At 40.8% G+C, this 23,911-nt stretch carries 19 protein-coding genes and 1 riboswitch; of the genes, 13 read left to right on the top strand and 6 right to left on the bottom strand.

The features are described 5' to 3' along the window. The first annotated feature begins 1 nt into the window (after position 1). Positions 2–209, top strand: a riboswitch (cobalamin riboswitch). Between the two features lie 53 nt (positions 210–262). The 6 genes from cobJ (at position 263) to NEE14_RS01185 (ending at position 8,982) form a co-directional block, all read left to right on the top strand. Continuing rightward, entirely contained in the window at positions 263–1,699 is a 1,437-nt protein-coding gene (gene cobJ, locus NEE14_RS01160; protein ID WP_251968122.1) for a precorrin-3B C(17)-methyltransferase, read from the top strand. Then, on the top strand, positions 1,696–2,895 hold the full coding sequence (gene cbiE / locus NEE14_RS01165) for a precorrin-6y C5,15-methyltransferase (decarboxylating) subunit CbiE (RefSeq protein WP_251968123.1): 1,200 nt from the start codon (positions 1,696–1,698) through the stop codon (positions 2,893–2,895). Before cobJ ends, cbiE begins: the two co-directional genes overlap by 4 nt. A gap of 3 nt (positions 2,896–2,898) precedes the next feature. Next, entirely contained in the window at positions 2,899–4,725 is a 1,827-nt protein-coding gene (gene cobM, locus NEE14_RS01170; RefSeq protein WP_262922379.1) for a precorrin-4 C(11)-methyltransferase, read from the top strand. Positions 4,726–4,732: 7 nt separating this feature from the next. Continuing rightward, the gene (gene cbiD / locus NEE14_RS01175) at positions 4,733–6,568 is read left to right on the top strand and encodes a cobalt-precorrin-5B (C(1))-methyltransferase CbiD (protein WP_251968124.1); all 1,836 of its coding nucleotides are present in this window, start codon (positions 4,733–4,735) and stop codon (positions 6,566–6,568) included. 62 nt (positions 6,569–6,630) lie between these two features. Beyond that, positions 6,631–7,032, top strand: a complete 402-nt coding sequence (gene nikR / locus NEE14_RS01180) for a nickel-responsive transcriptional regulator NikR (protein ID WP_251968125.1) — start codon at positions 6,631–6,633, stop codon at positions 7,030–7,032. A 75-nt stretch (positions 7,033–7,107) separates the two neighbouring features. Next, the gene (locus NEE14_RS01185; RefSeq protein WP_251968126.1) at positions 7,108–8,982 is read left to right on the top strand and encodes a TonB-dependent receptor plug domain-containing protein; all 1,875 of its coding nucleotides are present in this window, start codon (positions 7,108–7,110) and stop codon (positions 8,980–8,982) included. 1 nt (position 8,983) lies between these two features. Here the strand turns inward: NEE14_RS01185 and NEE14_RS01190 are convergent, their stop codons facing one another. After that, positions 8,984–9,598, bottom strand: a complete 615-nt coding sequence (locus NEE14_RS01190; protein WP_251968127.1) for a YqiA/YcfP family alpha/beta fold hydrolase — start codon at positions 9,596–9,598, stop codon at positions 8,984–8,986. A 1-nt stretch (position 9,599) separates the two neighbouring features. Further along, the gene (locus tag NEE14_RS01195; RefSeq protein WP_251968128.1) at positions 9,600–9,899 is read right to left on the bottom strand and encodes a glutaredoxin-related protein; all 300 of its coding nucleotides are present in this window, start codon (positions 9,897–9,899) and stop codon (positions 9,600–9,602) included. 216 nt (positions 9,900–10,115) lie between these two features. On the opposite strand from NEE14_RS01195, the gene NEE14_RS01200 reads away from it, so the two are divergent. The 5 genes from NEE14_RS01200 to NEE14_RS01220 all read left to right on the top strand — a co-directional run bounded on the left by NEE14_RS01200 (position 10,116) and on the right by NEE14_RS01220 (position 18,202). Next, positions 10,116–10,871: an MBL fold metallo-hydrolase gene (locus tag NEE14_RS01200; RefSeq protein ID WP_251968129.1), complete on the top strand. Its 756-nt coding sequence runs from the start codon at positions 10,116–10,118 to the stop codon at positions 10,869–10,871. Between the two features lie 240 nt (positions 10,872–11,111). Next, a complete protein-coding gene (locus NEE14_RS01205) occupies positions 11,112–11,903 on the top strand; it encodes a DUF3089 domain-containing protein (protein ID WP_251968130.1) in 792 nt (263 codons plus the stop codon). A 721-nt stretch (positions 11,904–12,624) separates the two neighbouring features. After that, on the top strand, positions 12,625–14,358 hold the full coding sequence (locus tag NEE14_RS01210; RefSeq protein ID WP_251968131.1) for a DUF262 domain-containing protein: 1,734 nt from the start codon (positions 12,625–12,627) through the stop codon (positions 14,356–14,358). Then, positions 14,355–16,535: a DUF262 domain-containing protein gene (locus NEE14_RS01215; RefSeq protein WP_251968132.1), complete on the top strand. Its 2,181-nt coding sequence runs from the start codon at positions 14,355–14,357 to the stop codon at positions 16,533–16,535. The genes NEE14_RS01210 and NEE14_RS01215 overlap by 4 nt, the downstream gene beginning before the upstream one ends. Positions 16,536–16,996: 461 nt before the next feature. Next, entirely contained in the window at positions 16,997–18,202 is a 1,206-nt protein-coding gene (locus NEE14_RS01220) for a glycoside hydrolase family 88 protein (protein ID WP_338578758.1), read from the top strand. Between the two features lie 460 nt (positions 18,203–18,662). On the opposite strand, the gene NEE14_RS01225 is transcribed toward NEE14_RS01220, so the two are convergent. From NEE14_RS01225 to NEE14_RS01235, 3 genes are all read right to left on the bottom strand, one after another. After that, complete coding sequence (locus NEE14_RS01225; protein ID WP_338578759.1) at positions 18,663–19,538, bottom strand: hypothetical protein; 876 nt, start codon at positions 19,536–19,538, stop codon at positions 18,663–18,665. Beyond that, positions 19,535–20,515 (bottom strand): IS30-like element IS4351 family transposase, encoded by a 981-nt coding sequence (locus NEE14_RS01230; RefSeq protein ID WP_005794072.1) that lies wholly within the window; start codon positions 20,513–20,515, stop codon positions 19,535–19,537. Before NEE14_RS01230 ends, NEE14_RS01225 begins: the two co-directional genes overlap by 4 nt. A 162-nt stretch (positions 20,516–20,677) precedes the next feature. Further along, on the bottom strand, positions 20,678–20,998 hold the full coding sequence (locus NEE14_RS01235) for a winged helix-turn-helix transcriptional regulator (protein WP_018452726.1): 321 nt from the start codon (positions 20,996–20,998) through the stop codon (positions 20,678–20,680). Positions 20,999–21,257: 259 nt separating this feature from the next. Here NEE14_RS01235 and NEE14_RS01240 point away from each other — a divergent pair, with 259 nt between their 5' ends. Then, positions 21,258–21,548, top strand: a complete 291-nt coding sequence (locus NEE14_RS01240) for a cupin domain-containing protein (protein WP_225684282.1) — start codon at positions 21,258–21,260, stop codon at positions 21,546–21,548. A gap of 401 nt (positions 21,549–21,949) precedes the next feature. After that, positions 21,950–22,234 (top strand): HU family DNA-binding protein, encoded by a 285-nt coding sequence (locus tag NEE14_RS01245; RefSeq protein ID WP_025066952.1) that lies wholly within the window; start codon positions 21,950–21,952, stop codon positions 22,232–22,234. A gap of 86 nt (positions 22,235–22,320) precedes the next feature. On the opposite strand, the gene NEE14_RS01250 is transcribed toward NEE14_RS01245, so the two are convergent. Next, positions 22,321–23,892 carry an RNA-binding domain-containing protein gene (locus NEE14_RS01250; protein ID WP_005938281.1) on the bottom strand — a complete coding sequence of 524 codons (1,572 nt, stop codon included), beginning with the start codon at positions 23,890–23,892 and terminating at the stop codon, positions 22,321–22,323. Positions 23,893–23,911: the final 19 nt, after the last annotated feature.

A 23,911-nucleotide genomic window follows, 5' to 3' on the forward strand; every position in this document is an offset into this window, starting at 1 on the left:
ATACATTTGTCGTTGTATTGGTGAAACAAAAGTGCTTTCAACTTTTGATTTGAAAAGGGAATCCGGTTAGAATCCGGAACAGTGCCCGCTACTGTGACATCTTGGACAAGAAAAGGACATAAGCCTCAATGCCACTGTTCCTGTAGGGAATGGGAAGGTTGTCTTTTTCAGATGAAGTCAGGAAACCTGCCAAACATTATGCGAACAACAGATGAGAATCCCGGGGTCAGGATGATTTTCTGGATGATAAAATAATAAGTCTATGATAGTAAGCAAAGGTAAGATCATTGTGGTGGGTATTGGTCCAGGTGATTTAGACGATATCACACCAGCCGTGTTGGCGGCCATTCGTGAGTCTGATATAATTATCGGATATAAATATTACTTTCAGTTTATTCAGCAAATACTTCGTCCTGACGTACTTTGTATAGACTCTGGCATGAAAAAGGAGCAAGAACGAGCCCAAGATGCTTTTCGTTATGCCTTGGAAGGACATGTTGTTTGTGTAATTAGTTCTGGGGATGCCGGAATTTATGGAATGACACCGTTAATTTATGAGATGCGGAAGCAGATGAATGCTGATATCGAAATTATTTCATTACCGGGCATCAGTGCTTTTCAGAAGGCAGCGTTTTTACTGGGGGCACCGATTGGACATGACTTTTGTGTGATATCATTGTCTGATTTAATGACTCCTTGGGAAATAATTGAAAAACGAATTCGGGCAGCCGCCATGGCCGATTTTGTGACGGCGGTTTATAATCCGAAAAGTCAAGGTCGTTACTGGCAGCTGTATCGTCTTAAGGAAATCTTTTTGCAAGAACGTAATGGTATGACACCAGTGGGCTATGTCCGTCAGGCTGGAAGACCAGAACAGAGTGTGCATACCTGTACTTTAGCAGAATTAGATCCTGAACAGATCGATATGTTTACAGTATTGCTGATAGGAAATTCTCAAAGCTTTTTTGATAATAATGAGGGTGTATCAAACCGAGCTATCATTACTCCGCGGGGATATTTCGGAGAGGAGAAAAATAAAGAGGAGAAATATGGCATCGGTCAGGATATCATGATCAGAAGCTTTCGGACAATAGAAAAAGAATTAAAACATCCGGAAATAGCATTAGGGAAAAAATGGGCTTTGCTGCATGCCATTCATACAACAGCCGATTTTGAAATGGAAGATATTCTTTATACAGATCCTGATGCTGTGGAAAATTTGTTTCATAAGTTTCAGAATGGAGAAATAAAAACGATAGTAACAGATGTGACGATGGCGGCTTCTGGCATCCGCAAAGGAGCTCTTCATCGGTTAGGTGTAGATGTAAGATGCTATCTGGGAGATGAAAGGACCGTTCAGTTGGCCAAAGAAAAAGGTATTACACGTACACAAGCCGGAATACGTCTGGCTGCAGAAGAATGTCCTGGCGCATTGTTCGTTTTTGGTAATGCACCAACGGCTTTAATGGAATTGTGCGATCTGATTCGGAAGCAGAAAGCGCATCCGGCTGGCGTGATTGCCGCTCCTGTCGGATTTGTACATGTGAAAGAGTCAAAGTATATGATAAAGCCTTTTGTTTCAATACCTAAAATAATAGTAGAAGGACGAAAAGGCGGTAGTAACTTGGCTGCAACTTTAGTTAATGCGATCCTTTGTTTTGATGATGCGGAACAATTAAAACCGGGTAGAGACGTATGAGCCATTTTTATGTCATAGGGATGAACGACAGTCCGAATCCGGATTTCTCTCCTGAAATATTGCGGATCATCCAGTCTCATCGGGTTTTTTCAGGAGGTGTCCGGCATCACGAAATTGTTCGTTCTTTATTACCTCAACAAGCGATCTGGATTGATATAAAAAGTCCGATAGATGAAGTGTTTTCCCAATATGAACAGGTTAAAGAAAGTATTGTGGTATTTGCGTCTGGAGATCCGTTGTTCTTCGGTTTTGCCAATACTATCAAACGCAAACTGCCTCATGCGGGAATATTTCTTTATCCGGCATTTAATTCGTTGCAAATGTTGGCGCATGCACTGTTAATCCCATACCACGATTTGCGTATTGTGTCATTGACTGGACGTCCTTGGCATGAATTTGACCATGCATTGATAGAACGTTCCACCAAGATCGGGATTCTGACAGACCATGTCCATACGCCGGCACAAATAGCCAGACGCATGCTGGAATATGGCTATTCTATGTATGTGATGTATGTAGGAATTAATTTGGGAAATCCTGAAAAACAGAGTATTCGGAAGTTCTCGCTTCAACAGGCGGCTGCTGAGTCTTTTCAAACACCGAATTGTGTAATTCTGGAGCAAAATGGAAAGAATATGTATCGTCCGTTTGGCATACCGGATACATGTTTCGAGTATTTGAACGGAAGGTCCCGGATGATTACTAAAATGCCTGTTCGTCTGCTCTCTTTAAGTCTGTTGGATTTGCATGAAAAGAAGAATTTTTGGGATATAGGTTTTTGTACGGGCTCTGTCTCTATAGAAGCTAAATTGCAATTTCCTCACTTGCATATTACTGCTTTTGAAGTCAGACAAGAAGGCAGAGAACTGATGGAGATCAATTCACATCGGATGGGAATACCTGGCATAGAAGCAATTATTGCAGATTTTATGACCTATGATGTGTCTGATTTAGCTTCTCCCGATGCTGTTTTTATTGGTGGTCACGGGGGAAAACTTCCAGAAATGCTTCAAAAGATTTCTTCTTGTCTCGCTGAAACAGGAACGGTCGTATTTAATTCTGTATCGGAAGATAGTCTGTCCTTGTTTAAAGCGTCATTGCCTGCAGCAGGTCTTGTATGCAAGGAAGAAATCCGGATCGCAGTAGATGAGTTTAATCCTATAACGATATGTAAAGCCGAACGAAGTAAAAATTGATACATGATGATAAAGAGAATAACAATTATAGTAGTTTCAGAAAAGGGCAGAGATTTGGCAGAAAAGATATCTTTTCATTATGAAGATGTAACAATATCTCGTTTGCCAGATTTGAAAAAGGCCTTTTATGATTCGGATGCGATAGTATTTATCGGAGCTCTTGGCATTTGTGTCAGAAGTATAGCTCCTTTGATTCAGGATAAACATACGGATCCTGCCATAGTATGTATTGATAGCACGGGAAAACAAGTTATCTCCGTTTTATCTGGTCATGTGGGTGGCGCCAATGAACTGACAGTCGCTCTTGCCCGTCTGTTGTCTGCTGAACCGGTAATTACAACGCAGAGTGACAATACCGGACTATGGGCATTGGATATTTTACCTGAAAGATATGGTTGGTCGCCGGTCTTGCTACATAAAGGCGAGAGTTCGCCAGTTGCTGCTGAGCATGTAAACAGGTTGATGAATCATGCTATTTCTCTTTTTGTGAATCAGAAACCTACTGCTCTTTTGTTGGAATGTTCAGCAGAAGGGTGTGATTTTTTGACTGAGACCAAGCCTTCACATGTAGATTTGTATACTGATGCAGCGTCCATTCCGGCAGATAAATATGAACTGATAATAGCCGTAACGCCTTGGATGCATACCTATCCTGCTTTATGCCTACAGTATATTCCAAAGGTTTTACATGTAGGAATGGGATGTAAACGGGAAATGGAGGCGGACGTTCAGCTGTTGAAGAATCAGATTTTTACATCTTTGCAGGAACATCATCTCTCTGCCCAGGCAATTTGTTCCTTGGATTCGGTTGATATTAAAGAAAATGAAAAGGCCTTGGTGTTATTGGCCGATTCTTTGCATATTCCTTTTAATACCTATTCTACTGCAGAGTTGAGTGGAATAAATGTGCCGAATCCTTCTGCCATCGTGGAGTCGAATATTGGGATTCCGAGCGTGAGTGAGGCTTCAGCAATCAAGGCAGCTGGTGGTGGAACCTTAATTTTGCCTAAACAGATTTATCACGATGGAGATATTCAGTTTACTTGGGCTGTCGCTTTGGATAATGGAACAGCAAGGCGGGAAGGACATATTGAGATTGTAGGAGCTGGACCAGGTGATCCTGAGCTGGTTTCTGTCAGAGGTAAGCACTTTCTTCAACAAGCCGATTTAATTCTATATGCAGGAAGTCTGGTTCCTAAAGAATTAACTTATTATGCTAAACCGGGTGCCGTGGTCCGCAGTTCGGCTGATATGAATTTAGAGGAACAGTTTGCCCTTATGAAATCGTTTTATGAGAAAGGAAAGCTGGTTGTCCGGTTGCATACAGGTGATCCATGTCTTTATGGTGCTATTCAGGAACAGATGAATTATTTTGACCAGTATGGCATGGACTATCATATTACTCCGGGTATTTCGGCCTTTCAGGCTGCTGCCGCCGAATTGAAGTCGGAGTTTACTGTGCCTGAGAAAGTTCAGACAATTATTCTGACCCGTGGTGAAGGACGTACGCCGGTTCCTGAAAAAGAACAGTTGCATAAACTGGCAGCAAGTCAAAGTACGATGTGCATCTATTTAAGCGCCTCAATCGCAGATAAAGTCGAACAGGAGTTGTTACAGCATTATGCTCCAGAAACACCTGTTGCCGTATGCTATAAATTAACCTGGAAAGAACAGCGGATTTTCCGGGGTGAATTAAAGAACTTAGCACAGGTAGTGCGTGAAAATCATCTGACACTGACTACTTTACTTGTAGTAGGAGAGGCTATCGGGCATCGTGAAGGGCTGTCTCGTTTATATGCAGATGAATTTAAGCATTTATTCAGAAAATAAAAGTTGTATGATACTTGTTTTGGGCGGAACAACAGAAGGGCGAATTGTGGCCCGCATCCTGGAAGAGGCGGGCAAGCCATTTCTGTACTCCACGAAAGGTGGAGGGCAGGAAATGGAGCTGGTTCATGGGAAGCGTATTTGTGGGGCAATGGACGAGAAGGTTATGACTGAATGTTGTTCCAATGAACATATCGGACTGATTATTGATGCTGCCCATCCTTTTGCTGTTCAGTTGCATCAGACTGTTGCCGGTGTTGCTGCCCAGCTCGGATTACCGGTTATCCGTTATGAACGGAAATATCCACCCCGGAATCCGGATTTTATCTGGTGTGATGATTATGTGGATGCCATGCAAAAGATGAGGCAGCATAAAGTATCCCGTTTATTGGCCTGGACAGGCGTGAATACGATTAGGCCATTAAAAGCGTTTTGGTCTGAACATGAGTCTTTCTTCCGGATTTTGGATCGGGAAGATTCCCGTCGGATTGCCATGGAGCAGGGTTTTCCGACAGATCATCTGCTTTTTTACCAGGAAGAATCAGATGAGGATATGATCCGGCAGATAGCTCCTGATGCAATTTTAACGAAAGAAAGTGGTACATCAGGTTTCTTTGAAGAAAAAACGCATGCGGCGGTTAAATATGGAATCCCGGTCTATGTGATTAAGCGTCCACAGCTTTCTCCTTTTTTCCTTTCTGTGGATGGTGAATTTGGTTTGCGCCGCGAGATTTATCGGCTGTTACCAGGTTTTTTTGATTTGCATTGCGGACTGACAACGGGTTCGTGCGCGACTGCTGCTGCGAAAGCTGCTTTGTATGGGATTTTATATAAGAAAGAGCTTTCTGATATGGAAATCCAGTTGCCTTCCGGCGAATCTGTCACTTTGCCTATTGCTTCTGTCGAAGAGGACAGTTCCGGCGTCACTTGTTCTGTGATTAAAGAATCTGGAGATGATCCGGATGTAACGAACGGGTGCGTGATAAGAGTACATGTTCAGGTGATTGAAGGTGACGGTGATAATGAGCCGGAGGTCTGTTTGAAGGCTGGTCCCGGTGTTGGGACCGTCACTTTGCCTGGTTTAGGACTTGAAGTGGGCGGACCTGCTATTAATCAGACACCAAGACGGATGATTGAGAGTGAACTGCGTCGTTTGGTAGCTTCTTCCGGAAGAAAGATTTCTTCAATGATTGTTACGGTATCGGTGGATCATGGGGAAGAATTAGCGAAAAGAACTTTTAATCCGAAATTGGGAATTGTTGGAGGCATTTCTATTATTGGTACTTCTGGTATAGTACGGCCTTTCTCATCTGAGGCTTTTGTTGCTTCTATCCGGAAGGAAATACAAGTAGCCAAAGCAATAGGGAGCCCGCAGCTGGTTATCAACTCCGGGGCAAAAAGTGAGCGGTTTTTGAAGAGCTATCTGGCTTCTCTGAATCTGCCATTGCAAGCCTATGTTCATTATGGCAATTTTATTGGTGATACAGTCCGAATTGCAGTAGAGACAGGTTTTCGGAAAATTATTATGGGCTTGATGTTGGGGAAAGCAGTGAAGTTGGCGGAAGGAGCTTTAGACACGCATAGCAAGAAAGTGATAATGAACAGAGATTATCTTTTGCATACAGCTGAGAAGGCTCATTGTGGTACGGATATTTTATCGGCAATCCGTTCGTTGACTTTAGCCCGTGAGCTATGGCAGATCATATCGCCTGAAGCATTTCCTGATTTTTATCAGCTGATACTTCAGGATTGCTATCGGTCTTGTAAGCCTCTTTTACAATCAGCGAATCTGGATTTGTTATTGATCTCGGAGGAAGGAAAGGTTATTCCGTTAAGAACTGTCTGATAGGTTTTGCTTCGTTTAAATTAACTTCTTATATTTGTACGCAAATTTATTAAGAAGGCGAAATGGCATTAAAACGGTTTGGTGTTTCTTTGGAAGATGATTTGCTTGAATCGTTGGATCAGTATGTCTTGGAGAATGGTTTTTCAAATCGTTCACAGGCAATTCGTTTCCTGATAGAGAAGAATTTGGCCGAGAAGAAATGGTTGTGTAATCATATTGTTGCCGGTACGATCATTATCATGTATGATCAGGGGAAAAGCGAAATCGCTTCTAAGATAACTTTGATAGAACAGGATTATCAGGATGTCATTCTTTCGTCGTCGCAATATTTTATCAATAAGAATTTTTGTTTGCATATTGCTGCAGTTATGGGGGAAGCTCATAGACTAACTGATTTATCAGATTGTCTGACAGCTATTAAGGGGATTAAGCATGGCAAACTGGTGATGAGTAGGGCTGATTAAGCCTTATTTTTTTGGAGAATTAGTAACACGTTTTTATTTAAAGGTAACACTGCGTGTATTTTTATTAATAGATAAATGAAAAGGAATGTATTAATTGTAGCTTGCCTGCTGGCTTCAGTCAGGATGATGGCAGAAACACCCATGGAAGTAGACAGCCTGATTCATTTGAATAGTCTGGTTGTATCAGCCAATAAAATAGAAGTAAACCGGAACAGTGTTCCGCTGACTATCTCTGTGATAGATCGGAATCAGATAGAAAACAGCAGTGAATCAGCTTTATTGCCAGTCTTGTCGGAGCAGGTTCCTGGACTTTTTGTGACAGAGAAAGGCGTTACCGGATTTGGTGTGTCTACGAATGCTGCGGGAACGATTAACATCCGAGGAGTCGGGGGTGGCAATAAAGTCTTGGTTTTATTTGATGGCCAGCCTCAGTGGGCAGGACTTTTTGGCCATGCCTTACCTGATACGTATGTGGCATCTGATGTAGAGAAAGTAGAAGTGATTCGTGGACCGGGTTCATTATTGTATGGCTCGAATGCGATGGGAGGTGTCATCAATATCATTACGCGAAGACATCATGAACAGGGCAGACGTACGCAGGCACGGATCATGTATGGTTCGTACAATACGCAGAAGTATATGGTGAATAATGGATATAATGTGGGTAATTTCAGCTCTTTTATCTCCATTAATCACGATCGGACAGACGGTCATCGGCCTAATTCTGAATTCCGGATTACAAATGGCTTTGCTAATTTAGGCTATCGTTTTAATGATGTTTATCAATTGCGTGGTGATGTGAGTCTGGCGAAGTATAAGTTCCAGAATCCGGGAGAAACATTCAATCCTATTTATGATAACAAGATGAATGTCTGGCGTGGTACATCATCTTTGGCACTCGAGAATCAGTATGAGAAGGTGAGTGGAGCAATCCGCCTGTTCTACAACTGGGGAAATCATGAAATAAATGACGGATATTATACGGGTGAAACTCCCAAGGACTATCTTTTCCGGTCAACTGATAGAAATCTGGGTGTATTGTTTTATGAGTCTTTTCGCTTGTTTCCCGGGAATAATTTTACAGTCGGAATCGATTATAAAAACTGGGGAGGCCATGCCTGGAACCAGATGAATGATGGTTCCGATCAGGAGATTATTGATAAATCGGTCAATGAAGTAGCCGGTTATGTCATTATGCAGCAGGATTTTCTTGACAAGCTTGGTGTTAATGCCGGTGTGCGTTATGAACATAATAGCTCGTTTGGAGGTGCTTGGGTGCCTCAGGCCGGTTTGACGTTCCGTCCCTTTGAAGGAAATGTATGGAAGGCTTCTCTTTCCAAGGGATTCCGCAGTCCGAATATCCGTGAATTGTATATGTACAAGCCCAAGAATCCTGATTTGAAGCCGGAGAACATGATGAATTACGAGATTTCGGTTGGTCAGTCATTTCTTGAGGGACGCTTGTCTGCCGAGGTAACAGCCTTCTACATTGATGGAAAGGATATGATCCGTACAGCGATGATTAATGGTAATCCATTAAATGTCAATACAGGAGAGTTTACGAATAAAGGTGTTGAAGCGGAGGTCAAATATCAGATCCTGCAGAATCTTTCATTTACGACGAACTATAGTTTTCTCGACCAGAGTGATCCGATAGCAGGTGCACCCAAGCATAAGTTTTATGCGGGAGCGACATATTTGCCGGGCAGGTTCTCCTTCTATTTGGCTGTCCAGTCCATATTTGACCTTTATACCGATGAGGCATGTACAAAATTGGAAGACTACACAGTCTTGAATGCCCGTGCAGCCTATCATTTTGGTAAGAGTAAGGACAAAGGATTGAATCTTTTCGTGAAAGGTGAAAACCTGACGGCTACACGCTATTCCATTAATGACGGCTTCCCGATGCCGAAGGCTACTTTCATGGGTGGAGTAGAGGTGACATTCTAATTTAATGATGACTCTTGGTAGAAAAATCTTGGATCAGTTTTTCTACCAAGGGTACATAATAATATCTTACTTCTTCGGCAGTTGGTGTGTGTGCCCCAGGAAACGAATAAGCATGTGTATAATAAGTTAAGAACAGAGGCTTGTAATGAGCTAACTGATCATTTTCTCCGAATAATCCCCAGATCCGTTCACGATCGGATTCTTTATAATAATCCCACTGATGAAGTTGAACCTCTTCAAATTCATGGATCAGTTCCTGGTCAATGATGAACTGTTGTTTCCCGTCTCTTCTGGGCGACTTGTATTCGTGCGGGCCAATACGCTCTTTCAGAAATTTAGTCATTTCGAAATAGGGATTTCCCAACAGGGCCGGTATGCCACTTCTGGCTGCTTCGATTTGAGCTAAAAATGAGCCGTTGCTGTTGCCTACCAGCGCATCTGGTTTTTCTTGTTCACACAGCTGGTGAATAAACCTGAGGGCTTCGTGCGGATGTAAAGGCAGATCAGGAGTCAGCACCTGAATCTTTCCCTTTAGATATTGCACGAAAGCCTGGGCCGGGATGCAGCTGCCTGAAGCAAAGAAACCGTGTAGAAAGATTATTTTCCGTGTTTCCATCTTAACAACCACTTCCGTCGATGTTACAGGCGGCTCCTTCATTCACAGGGCGGGATTGCAATCCGGCCTCTTCAGGAATGAGCGTCACCGTACCGTCTTCCAGTACAAAACAGGGAATTCCTGCTGCTCCCATTTCTTTTGCCTTGGTGAAGACAGGGTTATGGTCTCTCAGCCTCAGAAATTCTTTGAGGTATTTGACGTGCTTGCCTATATCGATTACCTGATATTTATCGTTCCCTTTTATTTGCCCTTCAACGTAATAGCAGTCGGGGCAGGTGCTCATGCTGTATATTTTGATCATAATCTTTTAAGCTTTTAACTTGAATTGTGAAAATGTGAGAAATACAAAAGATATCTCTGTACACAAAGTTATCTAAAAAATCAAATCGGAAAAGTCTGTTGGCGAATTTCTGTCGGTTTATTTTATATTTATAACGTATATCTCCAATCTTTGCATGTCTTTCATTTAATCTGTACCTTTGCCAGGTAAAGTGAAGTTCTCCAAATATTACCGATGATGCAACTTACCTATATTTTCCACAGCGGCTTTGCGCTTGAGACTGACAGCTGCATGCTTGTATTTGACTATTGGAAGGATCCGGCAGATGTCATGTCGCGTCTGTTGCTGTCACCCAAGCCGATGTATGCCTTCTCCAGTCATTTTCATGAGGATCATTTCAACCGGGAGATTTTTGGATGGAAGGGGAAAAAGGATCATATTCGCTATATCCTTTCGAAAGACATCCTGAAACACCGTCGGGCTCAGAAGGATGAAGCTGATGCTTGGTTAGGTAAAGGTGCTACGTGGGAAGATGAACTTATTCGTGTGGCTGCTACGGGGAGCACCGACAGCGGTGTGTCGTGGGTGATTGAGACCGGCGGCAAACGTATCTTCCATGCCGGCGACCTGAACAACTGGTACGCCCGCTTTCTGACTGACGACTACCACGGAGGCTTGGTTTACAATCCTGATTCCGGCATGGACATCGATCCTCTGAAGGAAGAGAAACGCTATTTGGGCGAGCTGAAAGACATCCGCAAGCTCTCCGACCGCTTCGACGTCGTGATGTTTCCCGTAGATGGACGCATCGGCAACGGTTACACTCGTGGAGCCCGTCAGTTCCTCGATGTGTTTCAGGTCGGTCTGTTCGTGCCCATGCATTTCGTGGCAAGTGGGTTCGAATCGGCCTGGCGGATGAAAGAGTTCACCGACGCCAAGTCCGTCCCGTTCTGGAGTATCCGGCAGGAAGGGGAAACTATTTGCCCGGATTGACACAGAACTAATTAATGTCTTGTTTCGATGAATTATCTAAATAAAAATCATATGAATAGAATTTGTTTCAACAAAAAGGAAAATATCCGTTTCGGCTATGTGATAGCTTTTTTGCTCTGTCTTCTGATTTCAGGATGTAGCAAAAGTGAGTTGGAGGAGTATATTCCCCAGGCGCCCGATTATTCTGATTCGACTTTCTAGTATGCAGAAGAGAATGATAAGACGGGAAAAAATGCCGACGTGTTTTATATCGTTTCTACGTGGGAAACCGATTGGAAGACTGATAGTGGCGTGACAGTCCATTATGCGGATGTCTACAATAAGAAACATCGGGATGATATGACGAAGGAGATTTCGGGTATAGCGGCTTATATGGGTAAGGATAATAACTTTTACTCTCCCTTTTACCGGCATATTACAATTGAAGGATGGGCAACCCGCGATGAGAATATCATCAACAGCCGTTTCGAAATTGCCTTTGAAGATGTCCGTAACGCTTTCGAAACATTCTTGAAGAATCGCCCGAAGAATCGTCCGTTTGTACTGGCCGGATTCAGTCAGGGTGGCAAGGTTGTTGTGGAGCTGCTGAAGATAATGCCTGAGGATGTTTACCGACAGCTGGTGGCTGCCTATGTGTTGGGCTATAAGGTTACACCTGCCGATACACTGGCTTCAGCCAATATTAAGGCAGCTCTGGGTCCCGATGATATTGGTGTGACGATATGTTATAATTCTGTCAGCGATGTGAAGTACATTCAGCCCGTGGTGGCTGCTCCATGTGCTTTCTGTATCAATCCTGTCAATTGGCGTACAGATGATGTACCGGCTACCTTGCATGATACGATTACGGTGAGTGTGGCGCAAAAGGAAAAAGTGCTGATAGTGAAAGGTTACAGTGGCAGTGAATATGCTCCCATCATGGGCTTCCTCAATGTGGGCGATTTCCATAGCTGTGAGCCGTGGTTGTATAAGGAGTGTCTGGAAAAGAATATTAAGAATCGTATCGAGATTTTCAGAAAAAACCGGTTGTGAAAAGAGCTGCCTACCTTTTCATCAAAAGACGCCGGCTTTTACCTAAAAGACGCCGGGAAATGATCAAAAGACGCCGGCTATTTTTCATTTTGCTTTACCCAATAAATAGGAATTCAGCGACTGTCTGGCGGAAAAAAAGCGAAAATCTTGAATTCTGAATATTTGTTAATTGTAGACATGATACTGGGTTCAACTACCCCAAAAGAGCATTTGAACGACGATTCTGTCGACAAAAATCCAAAAATTGCATGCAATTTTGAACAAAGTAAAGTAGATAAAAGTAAAGTAAAGGAAAGTAGAGAAAAAGAAAGTATAAATTTAAACAACAACGATTACAACAACGCGCGTGCGCGCGAGAACAATCAATCGTTAAAAAGCTGAATGGGATTAATGAAAAATGGAATTGCTGAATGATGAAGACTGGTGCGCACATTGCTTTGTGTTTTGAACTGAAAAAAAGTTTGCCCCAATCCGAATCTTATGAGGAATCAAGAAGAAAGCTATATGTATGCGAGTGAAACTAAGAAATAATGGCCCCAGGATAGAGATATTGCCATAAAACATCAACGACAGGAAGACTTGGTTTCAAATGAATGCTTACCTTTGAGTACTTAAGTCGGTTGTATAAAGATATCTATGGAATCTTCTTGTTTTGCCTTTATCCTTTGGGCTAAGACTATTTGAGAGAATGTATGGATATTATACAGAATAAAAACAAATTATGAAAAATGAATTAGTCCAATCAATTCGAGAAATTTTCCTTGAAGATGAAAATACGTTCATCATACCAGCATATCAGCGTGGATATAAATGGACAAAAGAGCATGTTAGCCATTTACTTGAAAGTATTGCAAGCAAAATACCGGTATGTCATGATTCTGACCAATACTTTTGTCTACAGAATATAACACTTTGTAATTCAGATAAGGGATTACGAGTGATCGATGGTCAACAACGTTTGATAACCCTTACTCTGATTTTATCTTTACTGGACGTCAATATCAAGAGCCATATCATATTTCCAACTAGAGACAGAACGGAGAGTTTTATCAAAGCCATCATCATAAATCACACGATCGGCAATGCAGACAGTTTGGATGAAGAATATATTTCAGAGGCAGTTACTGCTATTCGAGAGTGGCTTGAATCCAATAGTTTACCTTTAGATTTGTTTTTGGATAAAGTTAAATTAATTGTAAATGTCATAGAAAGCGATGCTACAACAGAAGAACAGACTTTTGCAAATCTAAATGGTGTAAAATCTGAACTTGATGGTTCGGATCTCCTTCGTGCTATATTTATTACCCGATGCGAAACAGAAATGGAAACTGAGCACGATTTAGGCGAAGAGTTTGATGAAATGAACAAATGGTGTAGAGATGAGGAAAATTATAAATTCCTAAAACGACTGGTTAAAATTAATACGATTACTGAAACAAAAGTAGACAATCTCGGTTCCTATCATGCCAAAATTGTTTTTAATGAAGAGCGTTATCCTATTGATTTAATTTATAAACTGTTCTTTGTTATTAATCATACCGGAGAAGAAGAATACAATTATGTGTTTTTTGAACGACTTCTTTCCACCCACAATATTTGCCGGGAAAAACTTACAGATTTGCGGCATTTGTATTCAGCATTGAAAGAATGGAAAGATAATAGAGATATATACCATTTCCTAGGCTTTTTAATATCCAATACTCAAGAATGTGATTTCTCGCAGATATATAATTTGTGGATATCCGAAAATGATAAGTTTTTGGCAAATATAAAGTCTATGATTCGCAAAAGTTTACTGGCTGAATTTCGAGACGGCAGTTACAGCTTTTCCGATTTAGGCAACGAGTGCCATCAATGGTATCTCAGTAACTTTGAAGACGATGGTAGAATGAAACTACTCATTAAAATTCTTATCCTTCAGGACGTACTGCTTTGCACCCGCTATCCTGAAGTTGGATATTTACCAGTAGACTATTTTACAAGGGAAAATGATGATGTAGAACACATCGCATGCCAAACTCCCAATGCGAAAGATACTCACGACGGGGAGCGAAGGCAGTTATACATTGCCGCCATGAAAGACTTGGCTGAGAATATTGATGATACCCAATTGTTCCAAGATATCCGTACCCTAGAAGATGATGCAACGACAGCAGAAGCTGCGATGGCTATTATCAACCGATATGGATTGAATTGTGCTGGTAATCTTGTTTTGTTAGAAAAAGGATTAAACCGCGGCTATGGCAATTCGGCCTATGAAATAAAACGGGAACAAGTTGTTGAGTCTTATTTTCAAAATGGTAAAAACCGTAAAAGATATATTCGTCCATACACCTTGAAGGTATTTCTAAGCTCCACAAATAAAGGAGGATTGGAACGATGGACATTTGAAGATATTCGTAATAATACTCATCGCCTATACAATGAAACTAAGAAATGGATTGAAGAGCTATGAATAAAGAATACAGCATAAAGAGCCTCCTGGATGAACATATCATCATCGTACCTGAAATGCAGAGAGATTATGTATGGAGCAAAACCTCTGACAACGTGTACAGGCTATTGGAAATTATAAACAGAGCGAATGGTAATAAAGTTAATATCGGATTTATCTATGCCTGTCAGCATGATGGCTTATTTTGTCTTATAGATGGGCAGCAGCGGATGACTACATTAGTGTTATTGGCATTTTATCTTTCTCTAAGGGAAAATCGAAAGAACTGGATGGCATTTCAACAATTGATTGCACCAGATAAAACACTGCGCTTCACATATCGTGTTCGTAAAACTGCGGAAGATTTCATGGAATATCTTTTTTTGTCAGAAAAATGTCTTTCCTTTAACGATATCAGAGTATTATCGGCTCAAAAATGGGACAATGATACGACAGTCGAAAACATGATAGAAGCACTCAACATTATCGACCGTTATGTTCAGATGTGTATTTTCAGCGGGAACATGGATACACTAAATTTTGATAATGTTATTCAAAATGTCATGTTCTACTATACTGACATTGAACAGACAGTTCAAGGCCGCGATATTTATATTACGATGAATAGCTGCGGACAACCATTGGCTAAACATGAACGCCTTAAACCTTATATAATAACAGGCGAAGATAGCATATCGAAAAGTATTATTTGGAACACCTGGGAAGATTGGCTTTATCGCTTGGCAAAGAATTTAAAAAGAGATAAGAGTACAGTTGATATTGCAATGAGCAATTTTTTGCGTATTGTATATGAACTAAAAACGGCCAAACCAATCACCGACTATTGGGAAACTGTTGCTGAATCGGTGTTGTCTTTCAAGGAGGTAAAACTATATTTTGAGTCATTGATAAAGCTTTATGAATTCTATCCTGATATTGTGATGGAGATATTCAACCTCTCTAAGACAAAAGACAAAAAACTGTTTTTTCGAGGTCCTAAAGCATTGCTTCAGGTGACTTACCTGAATCCGAGTGATTTATCAAAAGAATTGCAAAGGATGAATCATCTTGTGCAAATGTGTCTCAGAGGGCAAACGATGAAAGATGAAGACTTGCTTCTCTTTTTACGCAGATACAAAGATTCACATCTTGATCTGTACGCTTTTGTAGATACTTCGGCTGAGGATAGCATAGTTACCTCTTGTTTACACCAACATGAGATTCGAAAAATTCAGTTTATAAAACATGGAACAGAAAAGACTGAAGAACTTTTTCTAAAAGCTGAAAGCTTGGATTTATATTCTACCAAAGACTATTACTGCCTTTTGAATGCTTTATGGAATGAGAAATTCTCAGACGACTCATTAGAATGGTCTGAACAGAATGATGTTGAATTTAATAGACGAATAGACACATTTGAGTTCTTATTCAGAAATAAGTGGATGGAATTAAGTCGTAAGCATGAAAATGGCGTAATTGACAATGCTTTCTTAGCCCGTTATCTTCTCTCTTTGGAAAAATATGACTATTATATTCAAGACAGGGAATATCGTTTTATGGGACGTAATGACTCTTGGAGTGAAATGCTGGCAAATAAGACCTCTTGTCAGAGAATTTCTTGCATGATTGGGAAGCTATACCCTGTTGCTTTTGATCGTATGTACGCTGTCATGGAAAAACAAATAAATACAACATGGCAAACATATCCAGGCTCACATGACTCCCGATATTACATACTTAAATATCCTGATTCATTGAGAGCAAAATCCAATGGATGGAACAAGCTGTGGATAGAATATATCTGGGACAATCGAACTACATGGAAATCATATAATATTGCCATATATTCTGCGCCCAAAAACTGGAACGAGGATAATGGTACATGGATGTTTGAAAGTCTACTTGCTCATGCCTCTAAACATAGTACCAATGAATGGTCTCCAATACTTGCAAATAGGATATGTCTGAAAAATGGAAGGGATAGACATGGATGGAGAATTAATTATGAAAAGAACTTAACCAGAGAGAGAATCACAGAATATCTGCAAAAACTTGTAGACAGGTATCAGCTAATTTTATCAATTTCGCCTGCAAAAGAAGAAGACAACTTTGTTTTTGTTGATATTGTCGACAATTATGATCTGATAGACGGAGGAGCTCTCCTTCTGGAGTATTTAAATGCCTTACCTTCAGATTAGTTGTTTTGATAATTCTCTTAGTGAGAAAATTCAAATAGGGCGTGTCTAATTATGCGATTCGCCCTATTCTCTTCGTAAGCTAAAAAATAGAAGTTAACCTTTTTCAGGTTAAGACATCGTGTTTTGAAATGAAAAAAAGTTTGCCCCAATCCGAATCTTATGAGGAATCAAGAAGAAAGCTATATGTATGCGAGTGAAACTAAGAAATAATGGCCCCAGGATAGAGATATTGCCATAGAACATCTACGGCCGGGAGACTTGGTTTCAAATGAATGCTTATCTTTGGGATGTATAAGTTGGTTGCATAAAGATATCTATGATGTTCTTCCAGGCTTTATTGCTCCGTAAGGATGAAGGGCTGGTTTATGGCAACAAACAAGGGAGATGAGATAAAGAAGTCGACTGACTTCAGGTTTGTGTAGTAATAGTTAACCTTTTTAGAATAAGATAATTAACGGATTATGAAGAATTTTTTGTTATTATGTGTGTTATCGGCTGCAGGATTACTCCTGTCAGCATGCACGAGTGAGCCGAAAGAAGAACCTATTGGCTCTGTTATCGAACGTGGATTGAAGACAGCTACAGATCAAGCCTTACCTATGACCAAAGAATTGGAAAACCAGGAGGGAAAATTACCCAAGTCGATGAAAGATGGTAAGCTGGAAACCAGCGATTACAGTTGGTGGTGCAGTGGATTTTTCCCTGGAGAATTATGGTACTTGTATGAAGCGAATCCGACACCTGAATTGAAAAAGTATGCTGAGTTATATACCGCTCGGGTAGAAAAAGCAAAGACAATTACTAATAATCATGACGTTGGTTTTATGTTGAATTGCAGCTATGGTAATGGTTATCGTCTGACGGGTAACCCGAAGTATAAAGAAGTCATGATAGAAGGTGCTCATTCGCTAGCCACACGTTATAATCCGCAATTAGGATTAATGCGCTCGTGGGATTCCGATAAACAGAAGTGGCAGTATGCGGTCATCATTGACAACATGATGAACTTGGAATTCCTGATGTGGGCAGGTCGTGCAACGGGTGATAGTACCTTCACCCAAATGGCCATTTCGCATGCAGACAAGACAATGGCCAATCATTTCCGCCCGGATTATAGTAGTTATCATGTCGTATCATACGATACTTTGACAGCCCAGCCACACATCAAACAAACCCATCAGGGATATGCCGATGAATCAGCTTGGGCTCGCGGTCAGGCATGGGCATTATATGGTTACACAATGATGTACCGCGAAGCCAAGAAACAGGCTTATTTGGAACAGGCCAACCACATTGCTCAATTCTTGATGAATCATCCTAACATGCCGGCTGATAAGATTCCTTATTGGGATTTCGACTGTCCTGATATTCCTCATACAGTGCGTGATGCCTCTGCGGCTGCTATCATGGCTTCCGCCCTCATTGAATTGAGTCAGTTTAATCCCAATGATTTCGGTAAGCAATGCCTTAACTTTGCCGAACAACAGATTCGTTCGCTGACTTCTCCAGCTTATCTGGCAACACCGGGGACGAATGCAAACTTTGCCATCATGCACTGTACAGGTCATCTTCCGGGAAACAGCGAAGTGGATGTGCCTCTGAGTTATGCTGATTATTATTATGTTGAAGCTTTACTCCGTTTGCGGAATGTGTTGAATATTGGCTGATAAATGCACGAACTGCCTAAAAACAACTTAGGCTGTAACACCTGAAGAACAGTTTGTTTTCGTAAGTTGTCTCAAGAGTAAAAAACATATGAAGAAAATCAAAGAATTATCTGTAAAGAGCACTTTAATCAACAATTAAACGCCTCCTTATAGGAGACTTTCTATTAATACAATTAATCATTAAACAAGCAATCATTATGGCAGCAATCTAATATGTTTCTATTACAACCAATATTGTATGATGTTCAATTTCAATCAAGAAAGAACTTTCATATCCGTAGTTATATATAATATGGGTCGTCTTACTATCCCATCCATATTTGGATAGATCTCAGACAGATGTGTGCTCACTTCTTCCGTGAGGTCATCAAGTGAATAGTTGTGATATTGATTACTTGAAAGTTCATTAAGTATTCTATATCTTGTCATTGCGTTTTTATTTGTCAGCATATATGGTATGTTATAATGAGTTATATGTAACTTGCAATAGATCATCCATTTCCATGTATCGGGACTTATCTTGATAAAGAATAGCTGTAAATGTTTTTGGAAGAGCAGCATAACCATTACAAGCGGCCCATAACATCATAGCATATTTTTTTTCTGTATATTTTTTGTTTAACATATATCGTTCGATTTGGTCAAAGCCAAAAGGCTTCAAGAAGAATGCCATGATAGCTTGAAGAATAGGCATGCCATCTGGAATGAGGAATCCGCTGATTGCATTATGCTTATATTTCCAGTAGTTTCTCAAACATGTGATGATTTTTATTCCGTTCTCTGTTGTGGACGATACACATGTTTTATATACATTTGCTGCATTTTCTATTAATGATAAGATATATGCATCAGAGATTGGTTCTAAAGTATCCCTTTCTATTAATATTTTAAGTAATACATTGAAGAACTCTATTTCCGCTTTGTCAGCTGTGGTATCCTCTAACAGTAGTGTTCCACTTAATGTATATTTCAAAGGAGTTAAGTCAACCATATTGAGTGATTTTCCCGCATCAAACTTTTTTTGTAGGTCATTGACAATATCACTAACACGAGTGAATAAAGCACTGATTGCATTATCATACTGGCTTTTTCCAGTTGTGGAATCAATAATTCTTTTATTTATATTATTAAGTTCTGTCAGTAGAGACTTGTAGTTAACATTGTTTTCTTCAAATTCTTTTAGAGAGTCTTTCAATTTGCATTTACGTTCATACTCTGGCGTACCTTTTTTAAAATAGACTCTAGTCTTACCTTGAGATTCACCCATCAGCTTTTCTTTTTCTTTGATTTGTTGAAGTTCCTCTTTGATATTTGTTATATTGTTTGCTGAATTCAACTTGCAAATGCAACAGAATTCTGATTAATAATTTGTTTAAATTTTTCGTTTGGCGTGAGGTATCCAAGTCTTTTACGAGGTCGATTATTGAGTTTATTTTCAATCCACTTAATCTGTTTGTTGGTTACTTCACTAAAGTCCTTACCCTTTGGGATATACTGCCTGATAAGCCCGTTGGTGTTTTCATTGGCACCACGTTCCCATGAGTGGTATGGTTTGCAAAAATAGAATTTTATTTCCAATTTTTGCGCAATTTCCTCGTGCTTTGCAAACTCCTTTCCATTGTCAGCCGTAATTGTGTGTATTAAGTTTTTCACTTTCCGCAGTGCCCATACTGCAATCTTAGCTACCGGGATGGCTTCTTTTCCCGACAACTTGCGTATCCAGACCCTGCTTGTTGCTCTGTCGTTAATGGTAAGAATGGCACCTTTGTGGTTCTTACCAATAATTGTATCTATCTCTAAATCACCAAATCTCTCCTTCAGTTCCACTATCTCGGGACGCTCATCAATATCCACCCTGCCTGGGATAAATCCTCGCCCTGCATTTTTAGAACCACGTTTGGCATACCTGCGACCTTGTCTGCGAAGATATTTGTGCAGTTTGCCACCCCGCCGCTTATCCTCCCAAATCCAGCGATATATCGTTTCGTGAGATACCATCGCAATTCCCTCCAAGCGGCTCCTGCCGACAATCTGCTCCGGGCTGAATCCTTTCTTCAACAGCTTTATTATCCGTTTTCTCATTGCCGGTGTAAGCACTTCCTTGCGATGTTTTTGCTGCTTGCGCCTGTCTGCTTTTCGCTGGGCAAGCTCCATGCTATAGCTACCACTTCGGGCGTCGCAATTGCGCTTTATCTCCCTGTAAACAGTGCTTTTATCTACTCCGATAGCTTCCGCTATTGCTTTTTTGCTCATCGGTATTTGCAACATCATAGAAATTGCATACCTTTGTTCCTCGGTTATATGTTTGCTCATCTGCAACTTTTTTTTCTTTGGACGGACAATTAAAGCAAAGATAGCAAACTTTATCCATTCAGAGTGAGAGAAAGGGGGACATTGTCTCTCTTTCCTCTCTGAAAAATAAATGTTTTTATTGCTTATTATCCGCACCCAAAAAGTTGCATTTATAAGTTGAACTCAAGAGTTGTTAATGTATGGCATTAGGCTTAGGCCAAGTTTAGTCAATGAATATTCAACCCTTGGGGGTACTTCTCCATAAACAATTCGTTTGATTATACCATCTGTTTCAAGATTTTTTAGGGTATCAGATAATACTTTGGGGGAAATGTCAGGAATAGCTTTCTGAATCTGATTGAAACGCGTACACTCGTTTTCAGACAGAATACATAATATAATTACAGGCCATTTTCCTGAAAATCGTGATATGATATTTCTTATTGGACATTCATCCAAGTTCGAATATTTTTTTAGATTTTCTTTTAACTCTATCTTGCTCATACTCAAAAAAACTATTCAAAAAGTAACCAGCTTACAATTAAGTAACCTCTTGTTTTATATGTATTTACATATTAACTTTGCACTATCAAAAAGATAGTTATTATCAAATGCAAAGATACTGTTTAATTTAAATTATCGCAATTATGAGTCTATTAAAATTAATGCCGGCGATAAATTCGCCCATGTTTCTGTTGGGAATCTGCAGCACTTTGAAGGGAAACAATTTGTAAAAGAAGCAACTGAGGCCAATTCCTGTGAAATCTCATTTGGCTCTCTCCCTTCAGGAGAATCTGTTCCGTTCTTCCATACCCATGAGAATAACGAAGAGAACTATATTATTCTTTCCGGTTCAGGGAAGTTTCAGGTAAATGATTCTGTTTTTGATATTTCCGAAGGTTCGGTGGTTCGTGTTTCAACACACTGTGACCGTTGCTTGAAATGTACCTCAGATGCACCAATGCTATATCTCTGTATTCAAGCCAAAGAAAACAGTCTCGGAGGTTACACATTGGACGATGCAGCCATTACCGAGCGAGTGAGCCTTCTATAGGGATGCTAAGTCAGTTTCATTTATTATTTGCTATACTATGAGCTGATAAAAATAAAAGGGTATTGAACTTATGTCGATACCCTTTTTTATTTTTGACTAAAAAAACTAAACTAAGCTAAGCAGAATTTATATATAAGGTGCAAATTACAGAAGTAATTTACTTGTCTGTTAGAAAGGATTCTTGTTTTAGTTGAGTCAAATCCATTCCACCTTTTTCATGCAGTACGTTCCATACGGCATCTGCATGTGTGCCAATCAAACTAATGTCCATATTGAAGATGTATTCTAAAAACGATGCAAAGGTAGTGCTTTTCGTGCTGATTTACAAGCAAAAAACGGGGTTGTTTGATGTTTGTTTGAAGTACATTGCGTATCTTTGTGCGTTTTTAAAGAATCTAGAAATGACGAAAGCAGAATTATGTAAGAGTATATCCGCAAAGACCGGATGTGATGCCCAAACCGTACTGGCAGTAGTGGAGAGTTTGATGGTGGAAGTGAAGGAATCGCTGGAAAAGGGAGAGAATGTTTATCTACGTGGCTTCGGCAGTTTTATTGTGAAGCAGCGTGCGGAAAAGACGGCGCGTAACATCTCCAAGAATACCACCGTGATTGTGCCGGCTCACAACATCCCGGCATTCAAACCTGCCAAAGAATTTGTGAAGCTGGTGAGCAAACTGGAGGATTAATGGCTGTTTGCAAAGGATAACCATAAAAGCGAGTCAGAAAACGGCTCTCTTTTATGGTTTTTTCTTACATGGGCATTTGCACTACTTTATTTCAACAGCTTCCAGTAGCCGGCTTTGGTCGGACCAATATGCTCTACAACATGTTTCAATTCTTCGATGTCGCGATGAATGGTACGCGCATTGACACCTAACTTGTCTGCCATTTCCTCCATTGTAATCCTCGAATTCTTCCTGATCAACGAGACTATCGCTTGATGGCGCTTATTCTTTTTAGAATTTTCTTTCTTGTCTGTCGGCTTTTCAAGAGAAATATTCAAATCGTCTTCATCGTTAGTGGAAATGGTTTCTTGGGACATTTGTCCGTTTCTTGGGACATTTTCCGCAGTTTCTTGGGACATTTTCTCATTTCTTGGGACATTTTCCACGGTTTCTTGGGACATTTCCATATAGGTAATGGAAAAGATGAACTGCGAGCCGTTGACGATTTCCACTTTGTAGTCGGGATAGTACAAGGGGGCATAGCGCAAGATATTACGGGTACCGGAGCCCATATCTTCCACCCAGGACAACTCATGGAACACGCGCACCAGCAGCGGATTCTTGGTGTAGTTGCTCAATTCCTGCAGTGTGAGTTCGCCTTCGGGAATCTCCGGAAGCAGACGAGTGGGGTTCTTCGTGATTACCCGGTCTTTGAACACATGATAGAAGCAGGCATAACCTGTACTGAAATCACTGTGTACGCAAAGGTTGGCCACAATTTCACGGAAGAGGTCCCAGCGCAGGTCTTCCCGTTGGGTAGTCCCTTCTGGCAAGTAGAACTTGTTCGGCAGGTAGCGTTCCGTAAACTGCGTCAGTCGGTCATAGACCTTGATCAGGTTACAGCGCATGGTGATGCGATCGTCGTACCGACTGGGGAAACGCTTGATGTCATTGTATTCCTCGTAGGTACACATGTGAAACAGCGCCTCGAAGCGGTAACGGGGCATATACTCTTCAATGGCTTCTTCCTTGCCAAACAGAATGAGTGCAGCATACTTCAACTTCAGTTTTCCGGTTTCCCTTTCTTTCTTGGCCAGACGGGTATGAAGCAGTATATCTTCATCTGTCAGCTGCAGCCAGGGATGGTTCGGCTTGATGACTGCCAGGATATTACGGCAATACTGGAAAGTATCACTGTCCAGATCTTCCAGTGTCAGTTCTTCTACAATCCTTTCTTCAAAAAGATGCGGATTCTTTCGTTCAAAGAGCGAAAGCAGCAATTCCGGCTGGTCGGTCACATCAATGTCTGCATCTCCATTGCGGTCCCAGTATTTCCCCTTGTAGCGGTAAACGTATTGTCCGCAAGGAATGTCCAGATACAGGACCACCTTCCCCTCAACGGTCAGTATTTGCGGTGTGAAGTAGGGACAGGGCAAGAACAAATCCGGATTCTTGATGGCGGTAATGATATTCCCCTGCAGGGTGGTAGCCTTGTCTGGATTTACTCCGGCAATCTCACCATTATCCTTGACTCCCACCAGAATGTGGCCACCACTATGGTTCAGAAAGGAGCAGACGGTTTCATACAATGAATCAGAAATCTGTTCATAGCATGTCTTGTATTCTATTTGAACATTCTCTCCAGCTTGGGAGAGCTTGATAAATTGGTCTTCTCTCATGAGGTTCGGTAACTTGTTT

The organism is Parabacteroides sp. AD58 (assembly GCF_023744375.2).
GTDB classification, from domain to species: Bacteria; Bacteroidota; Bacteroidia; order Bacteroidales; family Tannerellaceae; genus Parabacteroides; species Parabacteroides absconsus.

Bases quoted from the DNA above. Each gene is read 5' to 3' on its own strand.
- cobJ (WP_251968122.1), top strand. From the start codon at position 263: ATGATAGTAAGCAAAGGTAAGATCATTGTGGTGGGTATTGGTCCAGGT.
- cbiE (WP_251968123.1), top strand. From the start codon at position 1,696: ATGAGCCATTTTTATGTCATAGGGATGAACGACAGTCCGAATCCGGAT.
- cobM (WP_262922379.1), top strand. From the start codon at position 2,899: ATGATGATAAAGAGAATAACAATTATAGTAGTTTCAGAAAAGGGCAGA.
- cbiD (WP_251968124.1), top strand. From the start codon at position 4,733: ATGATACTTGTTTTGGGCGGAACAACAGAAGGGCGAATTGTGGCCCGC.
- nikR (WP_251968125.1), top strand. From the start codon at position 6,631: ATGGCATTAAAACGGTTTGGTGTTTCTTTGGAAGATGATTTGCTTGAA.
- NEE14_RS01185 (WP_251968126.1), top strand. From the start codon at position 7,108: ATGAAAAGGAATGTATTAATTGTAGCTTGCCTGCTGGCTTCAGTCAGG.
- NEE14_RS01190 (WP_251968127.1), bottom strand. From the start codon at position 9,598: ATGGAAACACGGAAAATAATCTTTCTACACGGTTTCTTTGCTTCAGGC.
- NEE14_RS01195 (WP_251968128.1), bottom strand. From the start codon at position 9,899: ATGATCAAAATATACAGCATGAGCACCTGCCCCGACTGCTATTACGTT.
- NEE14_RS01200 (WP_251968129.1), top strand. From the start codon at position 10,116: ATGCAACTTACCTATATTTTCCACAGCGGCTTTGCGCTTGAGACTGAC.
- NEE14_RS01210 (WP_251968131.1), top strand. From the start codon at position 12,625: ATGAAAAATGAATTAGTCCAATCAATTCGAGAAATTTTCCTTGAAGAT.
- NEE14_RS01215 (WP_251968132.1), top strand. From the start codon at position 14,355: ATGAATAAAGAATACAGCATAAAGAGCCTCCTGGATGAACATATCATC.
- NEE14_RS01220 (WP_338578758.1), top strand. From the start codon at position 16,997: ATGAAGAATTTTTTGTTATTATGTGTGTTATCGGCTGCAGGATTACTC.
- NEE14_RS01230 (WP_005794072.1), bottom strand. From the start codon at position 20,515: ATGAGCAAACATATAACCGAGGAACAAAGGTATGCAATTTCTATGATG.
- NEE14_RS01235 (WP_018452726.1), bottom strand. From the start codon at position 20,998: ATGAGCAAGATAGAGTTAAAAGAAAATCTAAAAAAATATTCGAACTTG.
- NEE14_RS01245 (WP_025066952.1), top strand. From the start codon at position 21,950: ATGACGAAAGCAGAATTATGTAAGAGTATATCCGCAAAGACCGGATGT.
- NEE14_RS01250 (WP_005938281.1), bottom strand. From the start codon at position 23,892: ATGAGAGAAGACCAATTTATCAAGCTCTCCCAAGCTGGAGAGAATGTT.